General features: G+C 69.7%; 11 protein-coding genes, 1 pseudogene and 1 riboswitch. Of the genes and pseudogenes, 3 read left to right on the top strand and 9 right to left on the bottom strand.

The features are described from left to right. The first annotated feature begins 174 nt into the window (after window positions 1-174). Entirely contained in the window at window positions 175-810 is a 636-nt protein-coding gene (def, locus tag J7F03_RS13870; protein WP_214949306.1) for a peptide deformylase, read from the top strand. Between the two features lie 44 nt (window positions 811-854). Here the strand turns inward: def and J7F03_RS13875 are convergent, their stop codons facing one another. The 9 genes and pseudogenes from J7F03_RS13875 to J7F03_RS13915 form a co-directional block, all read right to left on the bottom strand. Further along, the gene (locus J7F03_RS13875) at window positions 855-1,835 is read right to left on the bottom strand and encodes a helix-turn-helix domain-containing protein (RefSeq protein ID WP_214949307.1); all 981 of its coding nucleotides are present in this window, start codon (window positions 1,833-1,835) and stop codon (window positions 855-857) included. 129 nt (window positions 1,836-1,964) lie between these two features. After that, entirely contained in the window at window positions 1,965-2,339 is a 375-nt protein-coding gene (locus J7F03_RS13880; RefSeq protein WP_214949308.1) for a DUF3703 domain-containing protein, read from the bottom strand. Window positions 2,340-2,352: 13 nt separating this feature from the next. Continuing rightward, window positions 2,353-3,000: pseudogene (locus tag J7F03_RS42635) on the bottom strand (helix-turn-helix domain-containing protein); the annotation flags it as partial. Between the two features lie 6 nt (window positions 3,001-3,006). After that, window positions 3,007-4,041 carry a ribonucleotide-diphosphate reductase subunit beta gene (locus J7F03_RS13890; protein WP_214949309.1) on the bottom strand — a complete coding sequence of 345 codons (1,035 nt, stop codon included), beginning with the start codon at window positions 4,039-4,041 and terminating at the stop codon, window positions 3,007-3,009. Then, complete coding sequence (locus J7F03_RS13895) at window positions 4,041-6,437, bottom strand: ribonucleoside-diphosphate reductase subunit alpha (RefSeq protein ID WP_214949310.1); 2,397 nt, start codon at window positions 6,435-6,437, stop codon at window positions 4,041-4,043. Before J7F03_RS13895 ends, J7F03_RS13890 begins: the two co-directional genes overlap by 1 nt. A gap of 175 nt (window positions 6,438-6,612) precedes the next feature. Beyond that, a riboswitch (cobalamin riboswitch) is annotated at window positions 6,613-6,695 on the bottom strand. Between the two features lie 91 nt (window positions 6,696-6,786). Next, window positions 6,787-7,284: a GNAT family N-acetyltransferase gene (locus tag J7F03_RS13900; protein WP_214949312.1), complete on the bottom strand. Its 498-nt coding sequence runs from the start codon at window positions 7,282-7,284 to the stop codon at window positions 6,787-6,789. Between the two features lie 87 nt (window positions 7,285-7,371). Further along, entirely contained in the window at window positions 7,372-7,569 is a 198-nt protein-coding gene (locus tag J7F03_RS13905) for a YbdD/YjiX family protein (protein WP_214949313.1), read from the bottom strand. Beyond that, window positions 7,566-9,719, bottom strand: a complete 2,154-nt coding sequence (locus J7F03_RS13910) for a carbon starvation CstA family protein (protein ID WP_214949315.1) — start codon at window positions 9,717-9,719, stop codon at window positions 7,566-7,568. Before J7F03_RS13910 ends, J7F03_RS13905 begins: the two co-directional genes overlap by 4 nt. A gap of 224 nt (window positions 9,720-9,943) precedes the next feature. Beyond that, window positions 9,944-10,708, bottom strand: a complete 765-nt coding sequence (locus J7F03_RS13915; protein WP_214949462.1) for a GntR family transcriptional regulator — start codon at window positions 10,706-10,708, stop codon at window positions 9,944-9,946. A 295-nt stretch (window positions 10,709-11,003) separates the two neighbouring features. On the opposite strand from J7F03_RS13915, the gene J7F03_RS13920 reads away from it, so the two are divergent. After that, complete coding sequence (locus tag J7F03_RS13920; RefSeq protein WP_214949317.1) at window positions 11,004-12,287, top strand: extracellular solute-binding protein; 1,284 nt, start codon at window positions 11,004-11,006, stop codon at window positions 12,285-12,287. A gap of 193 nt (window positions 12,288-12,480) precedes the next feature. After that, window positions 12,481-13,506 carry a carbohydrate ABC transporter permease gene (locus J7F03_RS13925; protein ID WP_214949319.1) on the top strand — a complete coding sequence of 342 codons (1,026 nt, stop codon included), beginning with the start codon at window positions 12,481-12,483 and terminating at the stop codon, window positions 13,504-13,506. Window positions 13,507-13,524: the final 18 nt, after the last annotated feature.

Below are 13,524 nucleotides of genomic sequence, written 5' to 3' on the forward strand. Positions count from 1 at the left end.
CAGCACCGGACGCGGGCTTGCACCTGCATGTCCACGCCACCCTCCACGGTGGGTAGAACCCGTACCGGACACCACGTCTACCATGGGACCGCTCAGCTAATCGGAGACGCTGTACCGGCACATCTGTGATCCGGCGCTCGGCGGACTGGGACTTACGGAAGGCGTACGGCGGACATGGCGCAGCAGGAGAACGACGTTGTCGAGGTCGTGAACGACGGATACGTCGTGGACACCGAGGACGGTGAGGCGCGTGAGCTCGCCCACCGCGAGCGCGGTACGGCCCGCCCCATCACGGTGGTCGGCAACCCGGTCCTGCACCGGGAGTGCAAGGACGTCACCGAGTTCGGCGACGAGCTGGCGCGGCTGATCGACGACATGTTCGCCAGCCAGAAGGCCGCCGAGGGCGTGGGCCTGGCCGCGAACCAGATCGGCGTGGACGCCAAGGTCTTCGTCTACGACTGCCCGGACGACGACGGCAACCGCCACACGGGCGTCGTGGTCAATCCGAAGCTGATCGAGCTGCCGGCCTCCGCGCGCGTCCTGGACGACTCGAACGAGGGCTGCCTGTCGGTCCCGACCGCCTACGCCTCGCTGGCCCGCCCGGACTACGCCGAGGTCGAGGGCCAGGACGCGCAGGGCAACCCGATCAAGGTGCGCGGCACGGGCTACTTCGCACGCTGCCTGCAGCACGAGACCGACCACCTGTACGGCTACCTGTACATCGACCGGCTCTCCAAGCGGGACCGCAAGGACGCGCTGAAGCAGATGGAAGAGGGCACCCCGCGCTACGAGACCGTCCCGAACGCGTAGCCGCTAGCCGCGTAGGCGCGTAGCCGCCGCGGCCGCGTAGCCGGCTAGGCGGCGGCCGGGCCCCGGAAGGTCCGGCGGAAGGTGTTGGGGGTGGTTCCCAGCGTGCGCAGGAAGTGGTGGCGCAGGGCGGCCGCGGTACCGAAGCCGCAGCGGCCCGCGATCGCGTCGACCGTCTCGTCCGTGGACTCCAGCAGCTCCTGCGCCAGCAGGACCCGCTGGCGCAGCACCCACTGGTACGGGGTCGTCCCCGTCTCCTGCAGGAAGCGGCGGGCGAAGGTCCGCGCGGACATGTGGGCCCGCTCCGCGAGCTGCTCCACCGTGATCTCCTCCTCCAGGTGGCGGGCCATCCAGCCGATGACCTCGCCCACCGTGTCGCAGGACGTCCGGGGCAGCGGGCGCTGGATGTACTGCGCCTGCCCGCCGTCCCGGTGCGGCGGTACGACCATCCGGCGCGCGATGGTGTTGGCCACCTCCGCGCCCTGCTCCTGCCGTACGAGGTGCAGGCACGCGTCGATCCCGGAGGCGGTGCCGGCCGAGGTGATCACCGAGCCCTCGTCCACGTACAGCACGTCCGGGTCGACCTTGGCCCGCGGATAGCGGCGGGCCAGGGCCGGGGCGTGCAGCCAGTGCGTGGTGCAGCGCCGGTCGTCGAGCAGGCCCGCCGCCCCCAGCAGGAAGGCGCCGCTGCACACGCTCAGCAGGCGCGCGCCCCGGTCCGCGGCCCGGCGAAGGGCCTCCAGGAGGGGCTCCGGATAGTCGCGGGTGGGGGCCTCGCGGTCGGCGGGCAGGCAGATCAGGTCCGCCTCCTCCAGCCGCTCGGGGCCGTGGGGGAGGGTGAGGCGGTAGTGGCCGTCGCCGACGGTGAGCGGATTGTCCTCCATCGCGCAGACGGCGAAGTCGTACGTCGGCAGGCCCATCGCGCTGCGGTCGATCCCGAAGACCTCGCAGAAGATGCCCATCTCGAAGGGGGCGACCCCGTTCACCACGGCCACGGCCACGTTGTTCAGCGAGGAAGTCTTCAGCATGACCCCAGTGTGGCAGTAATTCGTTCTCTTGTGACAGTCCTGCCACTGTCGGGTTTCTGTCGTCCTGGCGAGAGTGGAGGCATGAACACCTTCCTCGACTTCCTCGTCGTCCTCGCCGTCGCCGCCCTGCTACTGGGCCCCTCCCTCTACGGAGCCGCGCGCGAGCGCCGCGTCGACCGGCAGATCCGCGCGGCCCAGCAGGACGCGCAGGTCCTCCGGTATCGGCATCGGCGTGAGCAGCCCCGCGCTCGTGCGCCCCGTGTTGCCGTACGGCACGCGCCCGGACAGTGAGCCGGCCCCCGCCACCAGGATCCGCACCACCTGGCCCACGGTCTCGGCCCGGTCCCGGCAGCGGACCGCGAGGCGGAACATGTGCCAGTGCGCCCGGGTGTGCGGCCAGGCCCAGGCCTGGGAAAGGATGTGCGCCCGCTCCAGCGCGGTCCACATGGCCGCGGTGTCGGGCGCGGCGCCCCGGGCGCGGCGCAGCTCGGCTTCGAAGGCCAATCCGGCGGCACACCCGGCTCAGGTGCGCCCCGTCGGCGAATCCCGCACCGTGCGCCGCGTCCGTCACGCTCTGCCCCAGCGTGGTGAGTTCGGCGGCCCGCATCAGGCGCAGCCACAGCACGTACGAGCGGAAGGGCAGCCCCGGCTCGGCCCGGAACAGGTGCGACAGCCGGCTCTCCGACAGCCGTGCCACCTCTGCCGCCTCCGCCAGCCGTACCCGCTCCCGCCCGGGCAGCCAGGCCAGCACCCGTGCCAGCCCCGGATGCGGGTCCGCCCCGGGCAGTGGGCCCTGGGGGAGTACCGAGTCCAGGGCGCAGGCCGCCGCGAAGGGGTCGGCGGGCAGCCCGGGCGGCAGGAGGCCCCGCGCGTCCCCCGCCGACTCCGCGAGCCGGCGCCCGGCGGCCGAGGCGGGGTCGTAATGCAGCAGGACCCCGCGCGGGACCCCGCGCAGCACGCTGTGGCGCACCCCGGCCGGGACCACGTACGCCCGGCAGCCGAAGGGGTCCCCCGAAGGGCCGGCCATCAGCAGCTCGTCCTCGCCGAGGGTGGCGATGAGCTGCACGGAATGGTGGGCGTGGGCGGACGCGGGGCCCACGGCCCCGCCGTACAGCAGCCCGCCCGGCCGCAGCCGCGCCCGCCCGGCCCACCCTTCCGCGGTCATCAGGACCTAGAAGTCCTCGTCCAGGTCGACCGTGCCCTCGACCGCGACCTGGTAGGCCGACGGGCGGCGCTCGAAGAAGTTCGTCAGCTCCTGGACGCCCTGCAGCTCCATGAAGGAGAACGGGTTCTGCGAGCCGTAGACGGGCGGGAAGCCGAGGCGGACCAGGCGCTGGTCCGCGACGCACTCCAGGTACTCGCGCATCGACTCGGTGTTCATGCCCGGCAGGCCGTCACCGCACAGGTCGCGGCCGAACTGGAGCTCCGCCTCGACGGCCTCCCTCAGCATGTCCGTGACCTGCTGCTGGAGCCCGTCGTCGAAGAGCTCCGGCTCCTCCTTGCGGACCGTGTCGATGACCTCGAAGGCGAAGCTCATGTGGGCGCTTTCATCCCTGAACACCCAGTTGGTGCCTGTCGCCAGGCCGTGCAGCAGGCCGCGCGAGCGGAACCAGTAGACGTACGCGAACGCCCCGTAGAAGAACAGGCCCTCGATGCACGCCGCGAAGCAGATCAGGTTCAGCAGGAAGCGGCGGCGGTCGGCCTGCGTCTCCAGCCGGTCGAGCTTCTCGACCTCGTTGATCCACTTGAAGCAGAACTGGGCCTTCTCACGGATCGAGGGGATCTCCTCGACCGCGTCGAAGGCGGCCGCCCGGTCGTCCGGGTTGGGCAGGTACGTGTCGAGCAGCGTCAGGTAGAACTGGACGTGCACGGCCTCCTCGAAGAGCTGGCGCGACAGGTACAGGCGCGCCTCCGGGGAGTTGATGTGCTTGTACAGCGTCAGCACCAGGTTGTTCGAGACGATCGAGTCGCCCGTCGCGAAGAACGCGACCAGACGGCCGATCATGTGCTGCTCGGAGGGCGTCAGCTTCGCGAGGTCGGCGACGTCCGAGTGGAGGTCGACCTCCTCGACGGTCCAGGTGTTCTTGATCGCGTCCCGGTAGCGCTCGTAGAAGTCCGGGTAGCGCATGGGGCGGAGGGTCAGTTCGAAGCCCGGGTCGAGCAGGTTTTTGGTCGGTACGGACTTCGTCGTGTCGGTGGAGCTCATTACTGGCAGGCCTCGCAGGACTCGGGGTTCTCAAGGGAGCAGGCCAGCGCGTCGGCGTCGACGGCCTGCGGGAGGGGCGTGGCGGCGGCCGGGACGGTGCTGCCGGAGGCGGCGCGGGCGATCTTCGTCGCCGGGCGCGAACGCAGGTAGTACGTGGTCTTCAGGCCCTGCTTCCAGGCGTACGCGTACATCGAGGACAGCTTCCCGATGGTCGGCGTCTCCAGGAACAGGTTCAGCGACTGCGACTGGTCGAGGAACGGCGTACGGGCCGCCGCCATGTCGATCAGGCCGCGCTGCGGGATCTCCCACGCCGTCCGGTACAGCTCGCGCACCTCCGCCGGGATCCAGCCGAAGCCCTGGACCGAGCCGCTGGCCTCGCGCAGCGCCTCGCGGGTCTGGGCGTCCCAGACGCCGAGCCGCTTGAGCTCCTGCACCAGGTAGCCGTTGACCTGGAGGAACTCCCCGCTCAGCGTCTCGCGCTTGAAGAGGTTGGAGACCTGCGGCTCGATGCACTCGTACACGCCCGCGATGGAGGCGATGGTCGCCGTCGGGGCGATGGCCAGGAGCAGCGAGTTGCGCATGCCGCTCTTCGCGACACGGGCGCGCAGCGCGTCCCAGCGCTCCGGCCAGTTCAGCTCGACGTCGTAGTGGTCGGGGTGCAGGACGCCGCGCGCGGTGCGGGTCTGCTCCCACGCCGGGAGCGGGCCAACGCGCTCGGCGAGGTCGCACGATGCCTCGTAGGCGGCCAGCATGATGCGCTCGGAGAGCTTGGTGGACAGGGCCTTCGCCTCGGGGGAGTCGAAGGGCAGCTTCAGCTGGAAGAAGACGTCCTGCAGGCCCATGGCGCCCAGGCCCACCGGGCGCCAGCGGGCGTTGGAGCGGCCGGCCTGCTCGGTCGGGTAGAAGTTGATGTCCACGACGCGGTCGAGGAAGGTCACGGCGGTGCGGACGGTCTCGTCCAGCCGCTCCCAGTCGATCTCGCCGTCCACGACGAAGGCGCCGAGGTTGACCGAGCCGAGGTTGCAGACGGCCGTCTCGCCGTCGTTGGTGACCTCGATGATCTCGGTGCAGAGGTTCGAGGAGTGGACGACGCTGCCCGGCTCGGCGGTCTGGTTCGCCGTGCGGTTGGAGGCGTCCTTGAAGGTCATCCAGCCCTGGCCGGTCTGCGCGAGGGTGCGCATCATCCGGCCGTACAGGTCGCGCGCGGGCATGGTCTTGCGGGCCAGGCCCCCGGCCTCGGCCTTGCGGTACGCGGCGTCGAACTCGTCGCCCCACAGGTCCACCAGCTCGGGGACGTCGGCCGGGGAGAACAGCGACCAGTCGGCGTCGGCGTTCACGCGGCGCATGAACTCGTCCGGCACCCAGTGCGCCAGGTTCAGGTTGTGCGTACGGCGCTGGTCCTCGCCGGTGTTGTCGCGGAGCTCCAGGAACTCCTCGATGTCCGCGTGCCAGGTCTCCAGGTAGACGGCGGCGGCGCCCTTGCGGCGGCCGCCCTGGTTCACCGCCGCGACGGAGGCGTCGAGGGTCTTCAGGAACGGCACGATGCCGTTGGAGTGGCCGTTCGTGCCGCGGATCAGCGAACCGCGGGCGCGGATGCGGGAGTACGAGAGGCCGATACCGCCGGCGTGCTTGGACAGGCGTGCGACCTGGTGGTAGCGGTCGTAGATCGAGTCGAGCTCGTCCAGCGGGGAGTCCAGCAGGTAGCAGGAGGACATCTGCGGGTGCCGGGTGCCGGAGTTGAAGAGGGTGGGGGAGGAGGGCAGGTAGTCGAGGCGGCTCATCAGCCGGTACAGCGAGGCCACTTCCTCGACGGCCTGGACCGAATCGTTCTCGGCGAGGCCGCAGGCCACGCGCAGCATGAAGTACTGCGGGGTCTCGATGACCTGGCGGGTGATCGGGTGGCGCAGCAGGTAGCGGCTGTGCAGGGTGCGCAGGCCGAAGAAGCCGAAGCGGTCGTCCGCGCCCTCGGCGAGCGCGTGCTCGACCAGCGCGTCGAGCCGGTTCGCGTGCAGGCGTACGAAGTCCGCGGTGCGCTCCGCGATCAGCCCCTCGCGGTGGCCGACCTCGACGGAGCCGGAGAAGGAGGTGGCGCCCTGGCCGGCGGCCTCGTCGCGGACGGCCAGCGTCAGCAGGCGGGCGCCGAGGCGGGAGTATGCAGGGTCCTCGGAGATCAGCCCGGCGGCCGCCTCGGTGGCGAGCGTACGCAGCTCCGCCTCGTCGGCGGCGGCGCTGCGGCCGCGCAGCGCGGCGGCGGCGACCCGGCCGGGGTCCGTGTCGGGCAAGTCGGCGGTCAGCTCGGTGAGCGTGCGCAACAGCGCGGCCCCAGGGCCCCCGGTCACCGTGTCGTATGCGGACGGGTCGGACTCGGCGCGCGGTGCGGAAGGCGCGATGGTCACGGGGGGAGCTCTCCTCGCTCGGCCCGGGAACACCGTGGTGCGGGGCGCGAGGGGGCGCACGTGGAAAAGCGCGGGCCCGGCAGGGCACACATGCACCACGTGGCGTCCACCGGCCCAACCGCGGGGCCCGGACGTATCTGCACCCGGTTCGGTCGAGCCGGGCGCACTGTCGACAGGTCCTCGGACTTGCGGATGCGCCGAGCGGATCGGTGCATTTCATACCGTTGCGGGACAGTTCCGGATTCTCACCGGATTCCCCTGCGGCGACAGCGAGCATGAGCATACATGTGGGGGCGGTCCCTCGCGGTAGCCCCCACATGTTGTGTCGTTCACCGAAGTCGGCGCACCGTCACAGCTCGACACGGTAGGTGAGCAGGGGGAGCCCCGGGACCGGGTACCAGTCCCGTTCCGGCGTCCGGACGAAGCCCAGGCGGTCGTAGATCCGGTGGGCTCCCAGCATCTTCTCCGTGGTCGAGAGCACCAGGTGGCTCACGTCCTCCAGGTCCCGGGCGCGGGCCATGCAGGCCCGCACCAGGGCCTCGCCGGCGCCGCGGCCGCGCGCCGCGGGGGACACGGCGAGCATCCGGAACTCCGCCTCGCCGGGTCCGGCGATGTCGGCCAGCGGGCTGCCGGGAGGGGCGAAGGTCACACAGCCGAGCAGCGTGCCGTCGTACTCCGCGACGAGCACCTCGCCGTCGGCGGCCCGGCCGGCGACATCGCGCAGCCGGCCCAAGTAGGGGTCGCCCTCGGCGAAGTCCAGCAGCCCGTCGTCGAGGTACGCCCGCGCGGTGATCTCGCCCAGCTCTTCGTATTCGGCGGCCACTGCCGGCCTGATGAGGATGTCCATGGCTCCGAGTGTGCGACAGGGCGGGAAAAAGGGCCGCCACGTTTCCCGCGGTGCGGGAGGCGTGACGGCCCTGTAGGACCCACGGATTCAGCAGCAGCGGAACCCTTCGCGCGGGTCGGCCTCGCGGGCGTCCGTACGGGCGCGTTCGAAGGCCCGGCGGGTCTGGACCTCCGCGTCCGGGTCGTGCGTACGGGCGTGGGCGACGTAGCGGTCGTACGCCGCCTCGCCCGAGAACTCCCGTACGAAGAACCGGGCGCGGCCCAGCGCACGGCGAAGGCCCGTCACGTGACGGGCTCCTTCACGCGGCCCCCGCCCGTGTCGAGGCCGGCGGCGGCGAGTTCCGCGCGCTCCTCGGCGGTCGGGATCAGCCCGGCCGGCGCGACGAGCCTGGACTCGGTCCAGGGTACCTCGGCCAGGGTGACCGACTCGGGCTTGCGGATGGCCTTGAGACAGGTCCGGGCCGCGTCCACCAGCACGATGATGATCAGCAGCGCGAAGAACACCGACAGGACACCGTCCACCGTGGCGTTGGTGACCACGGTGTGCATCTCGTCCATGGTCTTCGCGGGCTTGAGGACCTTGCCCGCGTCGATGCCGTCCTGGTAGACGTCCCGCTGCGCGAAGAAGCCGATCTTCGGGTTGTCGGAGAAGATCTTCTGATAACTGGCGGTGAGCGTGACGGCCAGGTCCCACGCCAGTGGAACACCCGTCACCCAGGCCCACTTGAGCCGGCCGGACTTGATCAGCAGGGTGGTGCAGACGGCCAGGGCGACCGCGGCGAGGAGCTGGTTCGCGATGCCGAACAGCGGGAAGAGCTGGTTGATGCCGCCCAGCGGGTCCTTGACGCCGACCCACAGGAAGTAGCCCCAGCCGCCGACGACGACCGCGCTCGCGAACCAGACGCCAGGCTTCCAGCTGACGTCCTTGAAGGACTTGTGCACGTTGCCGAGGGTGTCCTGCAGCATGAAGCGGCCCACGCGGGTGCCCGCGTCGACCGTGGTCAGGATGAACAGGGCCTCGAACATGATCGCGAAGTGGTACCAGAACGCCTTCATCGAGGCGCCGCCGATCACGGCCGAGAAGATCTCCGACATTCCGAGTGCGAAGGTCGGCGCGCCGCCCGTACGGGAGAGCAGGCTGGTCTCTTCCACGTCCTTCGCGGCCTGCGCGAGGGCCTCGGGGGAGATGGCGAAGCCGAAGTTCGTCACCGCCTGCGAGGCGGTCTCGACGGTGGCTCCGACGACTCCGCCGGGGGAGTTGATCGCGAAGTACAGGCCCGGATCGATGATGCAGGCGGCGATGATCGCCATGACGGCGACGAAGGACTCGGTCAGCATCGCGCCGTAGCCGATGACCCTGACCTGGGTCTCCTTCTGGATCATCTTCGGGGTGGTGCCCGAGGAGACCAGCGAGTGGAAGCCGGACAGTGCTCCGCAGGCGATGGTGATGAAGACGAACGGGAACATCGAGCCGGCGAAGACCGGGCCGTCGCCGCGCGAGGCGAAGTCGGTGACCGCCGGCATCTTCAGCGTCGGCACGGCGATGACCACGCCCACGGCGAGCAGCCCGATCGTGCCCACCTTCATGAAGGTGGAGAGGTAGTCGCGCGGGGCGAGCAGCATCCACACCGGCAGCACGGACGCCACGAAGCCGTACGCGATCATCCAGATGACCAGCGTCTCCTTCTCCAAGGTGAAGGTGTCCGCCAGCGAGGACTCCGCGACCCAGCCGCCCGCGACGATGGCGAGCAGCAGCAGCGCGACACCGACGACGGAGACCTCGGTGACCCGGCCCGGGCGCAGGACGCGCAGGTAGAAGCCCATGAAGAGGGCGATCGGGATGGTCATGCCGATGGAGAAGACGCCCCACGGCGAGTGCGCCAGCGCGTTGACGATGACCAGGGCCAGCACCGCCAGCAGGATGATCATGATGGCGAACACGCCGACCAGCGCGGCGGCGCCGCCGACCGGGCCGATCTCGTCCCGGGCCATCTGGCCGAGCGAGCGGCCGTTGCGCCGGGTGGAGAAGAAGAGCGTGACCATGTCCTGGACGGCGCCCGCGAAGATCACGCCCACGACGATCCAGATGGTGCCGGGCAGGTAGCCCATCTGCGAGGCGAGTACGGGACCCACGAGCGGCCCGGCGCCGGCGATGGCGGCGAAGTGGTGGCCGAAAAGCACCCGTCGGTCGGTCGGGTGGAAGTCGACACCGTTGTCAAGGCGTTCGGCGGGGGTGGCGCGGGTCTTGTCCACCTTCAGGACACGGTTCGCGATGAAGCGCGCGTAGAAGCGGTACCCGATGGCGTACGAGCCCAGCGCGGCGGCGAGCAGCCAGGCGGCCGAGATCTCCTCGCCGCGCGAGAGCGCCAGCACGCCCCAGCCGATGGCCCCCACAAGGCCGACGAGCACCCACAGGGCCACCGACCTGGGGGACATGCCCCCGAGGCCGCCCCGCGCGTCCGCCGGGCCCCCCGATGGAGAGGGCGAGCCCGGCGTGGTGCCCGGACCCGCCGCGTTCCGTTCTGTTTCCGATGCTTCCGGTTCCGGCATTATCTCTCGTCCCCTCGTCGATCATCTGCGTAAGCGCAGGGAATCTACGGGGGCCCGACCGCTGGAGGTAAGCCCCCGTCCGCATAGCGGGAACGAGAGTCAACTACGGATCAGAGGGCGGGGCGCTGGAGTCGGGCGACGAACTTGTAACGATCGCCGCGGTAGACGGAACGCACCCACTCGACGGGCTCTCCGTCGGCATCCAGCGAGTGGCGCGAAAGCATCAGCATCGGCAGGCCGACGTCGGTGCCGAGCAGGCCGGCCTCCCGCGGGGTGGCCAGCGAGGTCTCGATGGTCTCCTCGGCCTCGGCGAGGCGTACGTCGTACACCTCGGCCAGGGCGGTGTAGAGGGACGTGTACTTGACCAGCGAACGGCGCAGCGCGGGAAAGCGCTTGGCCGAGAGATGGGTGGTCTCGATGGCCATCGGCTCGCCGCTCGCCAGCCGGAGCCGCTCGATGCGCAGGACCCGGCCGCCCGTGGCGATCTTGAGCAGACCGGCGAGGGTGTCGTCGGCCGTCACGTAGCCGATGTCCAGGAGCTGGGACGTGGGCTCCAGGCCCTGGGCCCTCATGTCCTCGGTGTACGAGGAGAGTTGGAGCGGCTGGGAGACCTTCGGCTTGGCGACGAAGGTGCCCTTGCCCTGGATCCTTTCCAGCCGTCCCTCGACGACGAGCTCCTGGAGCGCCTGTCGCACCGTGGTGCGGGAGGTGTCGAATTCGGCCGCGAGCGTGCGCTCGGGCGGTACCGGCGTGCCCGGTGGCAGTGTTTCGGTCATGTCGAGCAAGTGCCGCTTGAGTCGGTAGTACTTGGGCACGCGTGCCGTGCGGGTGGCTGCCCCGCCATCCGGCTCCGTGGTCGCCCCTTCGGTGGCCATCGCCGCCCGCCTTCCCGACTCCAGTTTCGTTGCCGTCACCGGCTCCTCCGATATGTGCGGTCACATCGTGACACGGGTGGGAGGACAGGCCTCCTCCCTCCCCCAGGTGTCGGTCCGATAACGGACCGAGCACCCGCTCATTAGACCCTTGACACCCCTAAAGGTCTAGGCCAAGCTCCAGCTACTGGTCTACACCAATATGGATCGGATCCCGGCCCCACGGGCAGTACTTGACGCTTTTGAGTCACCGCGGCGGGCGAGGGAAGTTGCAGGCAGCATCCCTGAGGAGGGTGGCGTGAAGCGCAAGCTCATCGCGGCGGTCAGTGTCGCGGGCATGATGGTCGGAGTCGCGGCGTGCGGCAACGGCGGCGACGACAAGGCGAAGACCGACGCGGGTGGCGCCAAGGAGATCACCGTCTGGGTGATGGACGGCTCCGCACCGAAGACCTGGATCGACGCGGTCAACGCGGAGTTCTCGGCCAAGCACCCCGGTGTCACGGTCAAGGTGGAGGTCCAGCCGTGGAAGGGCATCCAGGAGAAGGTCACCACGGCCCTCTCCGAGAACACCCCGCCGGACGTTCTGGAGCTCGGCAACACCCAGACCGCCGGTTACGCGGTCACCGGTGGCCTCGCCGACCTGACCAAGGACAAGCCCAAGCTCGGCGCGGACGCCTGGAACAAGAGCGGTCTGGCCTCGGCCGAGATCGACGGAAAGCTCTACTCCGCTCCGTGGTACGCGGCCAACCGCGTCGTCATCTACGACAAGAAGGCCTTCGAGAAGGCCGGCGTCACGGCGCCGAAGACCCGCGACGAGTGGGTGGCCGGTCTGGAGAAGCTGAAGGCGGCCGACCCGGCCTCGCAGCCGATCTACCTGCCCGGCCAGAGCTGGTACGTCCTCGCCGGTCTGATCTGGGACGAGGGCGGCGACCTCGCCACCAAGGACGGCGACAAGTGGAAGGGTGGTCTCGGTACCCCCCAGGCCGCTTCCGCGATGGAGTTCTACAAGAAGCTCCAGTCCTTCTCCACCGCCCCGAAGGACAAGGACGAGGCGAACCCGCAGCAGTCCACCGACGTCGTTCCCAAGGGTGGCGTCGCCTCCTGGATCGGTCTCGGCTGGGAGGCCGGCGGTGCCGAGAAGGCGCTGAAGGAGGCGGGCAAGGAAGCCGACTTCGGCTACTTCCCGATCCCGGGCAAGACCGCCGACAAGCCGGGCACCGTCTTCCTCGGTGGCTCGAACCTGGCGATCGCCGAGCGCTCCAAGAACAAGGACCTCGCCAAGGAGTGGCTGGCCCTCGCCGCAGGCAAGGACCAGATGACCAAGTACGCCGCCGAGACCAAGGGTGCCCTGCTCCCGAACCAGGTCGGCGCGAACTTCACCCCGGCGGCGGGCTCCTTCGCCGAGGCGATGGCCAAGGCGGGCGCCAACGGCAAGATCACCCCGGTGACCCCGGGCTGGGCGAACGTCGAGACCGAGCCGAACCCCATCAAGGAGTTCATGGCCAAGGTCCTGAAGGGTGAGGACGCCGCCAAGGCGGGTGCGGACGCGGACAAGGAAATCGCGAACCGCATCAACAAGTAACACCCCGAAGTACCGGCGGTACCGGCAGCACCAGCAGTACCTGGAGTACCAGAAGTGAACGCACCGGGGGGTGCGGCGGGCGCCCGCAGCGCCCGCCGCGCCCCCGGTCGCGCATTGACAGACGTAAGCGCCGCCTGCTCCGAGCGGGGAAGCGGGTGCGAGTCGCCACAGTCAACCGCGAGGAAGCCAAGACATGACCGTGCACTCCCAGGGAGCGGCGACCTCCGCTCCACAGGACGCACCACAGAAGTCCGCCGGGCCGGCCCAGACGCCGCCGCCCACCGGAGCGACGAAGGCAGCGTCCACGTCTCCTCGCGGGGGCAGAAAGTCGCTCCCCTCAGGGTGGTTGCCCTACCTCCTGATCGGGCCGGCCGTGCTCAGCATGGCGATCCTGCTGCTGTACCCGCTGGTCAAGAACATCATCCTGTCGTTCCAGAAGGTCGACAAGATCGAGTTCATCCAGCGGAAGTCGCCGTTCAACGGCGTGGACAACTACACCGAGCTGCTGGGTGACGCGCAGTTCTGGACCGTGGTGGTCCGCAGCTTCCTTTTCACCGCCGCCAACGTCCTCCTGATCATGGTGATCGGCAGCCTCATCGGCCTGCTGCTGAACCGGCTCGGCAAGTGGATGCGCCTGGTCCTGTCGATGGCGCTGGTGATGGCCTGGGCCATGCCGATCGTCGCCTCCGTGACCGTCTTCCAGTGGCTGTTCGACGAGCAGTTCGGCGTCATGAACTGGGTGATGCGCACGCTCGGTTTCGCGGGCTACGACCAGCACAACTGGTTCGAGACCGGCCTGTCCACCATGGTGATCATCACGGTGCTGGTGGCCTGGGGCTCCATCCCCTTCGTCGCCCTCAACATGTACGCCGGCCTGACCACCGTCAGCGGCGAGCTGTACGAGGCCGCGCGCATGGACGGCGCCAACGGCTGGCAGACCTTCTGGAAGGTCGTCTTCCCGAACCTCAAGTCGTTCTTCCTGGTCACCACGTTCCTCGAGGTCATCTGGGTCTTCAAGGCCTTCACCCAGATCTACGCGATGAACAAGGGCGGCCCCGACCGCGGCTCCGAGACCCTGACGATCTACGCGTACGTCGAGGGCCAGAGCCAGGGCCATTACGGCCTGGCCGCGGCGATCTCCGTCCTGACGATCGTGATGCTCGTGATCGTCATGTCCTTCTACTTCCGTCTGATCCTGAAGCAGGAGGAGGAGCAGTGAGCACCACCACCGCCCCGA

The sequence above is a fragment of the Streptomyces sp. ISL-43 genome (assembly GCF_018614195.1).
Classification (GTDB): Bacteria; Actinomycetota; Actinomycetes; order Streptomycetales; family Streptomycetaceae; genus Streptomyces.

Coding starts and splice junctions, on each gene's coding strand:
- def (WP_214949306.1), top strand. CDS start 175: ATGGCGCAGCAGGAGAACGACGTTGTCGAGGTCGTGAACGACGGATAC.
- J7F03_RS13875 (WP_214949307.1), bottom strand. CDS start 1,835: ATGCTGAAGACTTCCTCGCTGAACAACGTGGCCGTGGCCGTGGTGAAC.
- J7F03_RS13890 (WP_214949309.1), bottom strand. CDS start 4,041: ATGAGCTCCACCGACACGACGAAGTCCGTACCGACCAAAAACCTGCTC.
- J7F03_RS13900 (WP_214949312.1), bottom strand. CDS start 7,284: ATGGACATCCTCATCAGGCCGGCAGTGGCCGCCGAATACGAAGAGCTG.
- J7F03_RS13910 (WP_214949315.1), bottom strand. CDS start 9,719: ATGTCCCCCAGGTCGGTGGCCCTGTGGGTGCTCGTCGGCCTTGTGGGG.
- J7F03_RS13915 (WP_214949462.1), bottom strand. CDS start 10,708: ATGGCCACCGAAGGGGCGACCACGGAGCCGGATGGCGGGGCAGCCACC.
- J7F03_RS13925 (WP_214949319.1), top strand. CDS start 12,481: ATGACCGTGCACTCCCAGGGAGCGGCGACCTCCGCTCCACAGGACGCA.